The sequence below is a fragment of the Olsenella profusa genome, from assembly GCF_016900315.1.
In the GTDB taxonomy this organism is placed as follows: domain Bacteria; phylum Actinomycetota; class Coriobacteriia; order Coriobacteriales; family Atopobiaceae; genus Thermophilibacter; species Thermophilibacter profusus_A.
The window spans coordinates 1-460 of the sequence record NZ_JACSNQ010000044.1; the positions used below are offsets into that span (position 1 = coordinate 1).

Sequence of the window (460 nt, forward strand, 5' to 3'; positions counted from 1 at the left end):
CTTCAGCGGCAACCCAAATTCATTCATCAGATAGCCCATCCGCATGATGTACTCGTTGTGGTGATGCGGGGCATACACCACCCCCTGACGCTCCAATTCCTCCCGGATACGGGCTACCACCCGCTCCACCCGCCCGTTGCGCGGAGAAGCCCTCAACAACCGATTCGGATGGAAGCGGAAAAGTTCGGCCTCCGGGCAGAAATATACCTGCACGTCGTATGCCAGCCCGCTCAGCCGGGTGGAATTTTTACAGGCAGGGTCAAAACTACAGCCTGTCAGCTGCCCGTAGTGCGTGTTCACCTCATTGAAGACCCGTGTATAGCAGGTCCCCCTATCGGTATCGCTCGTCTCCTTCTCTAACTCGTAGCCACACACCACCCTCACTCCTTCCCCACTGATGGTGGTATAGGCCAACAGCGTATGCGGTTCGCCACAGACCCGGTTGAACACTTCCCCTACC

The 460-nt window shown here is 57.4% G+C and carries 1 protein-coding gene; it reads right to left on the reverse strand.

Going from position 1 to position 460, the window contains the following annotated elements; translation table 11 throughout:
- On the reverse strand, positions 1 to 450 hold a 450-nt coding region (locus H9X80_RS08945), incomplete at its 3' end, for a BT4734/BF3469 family protein (RefSeq protein ID WP_342590905.1).
- Positions 451 to 460: the final 10 nt, after the last annotated feature.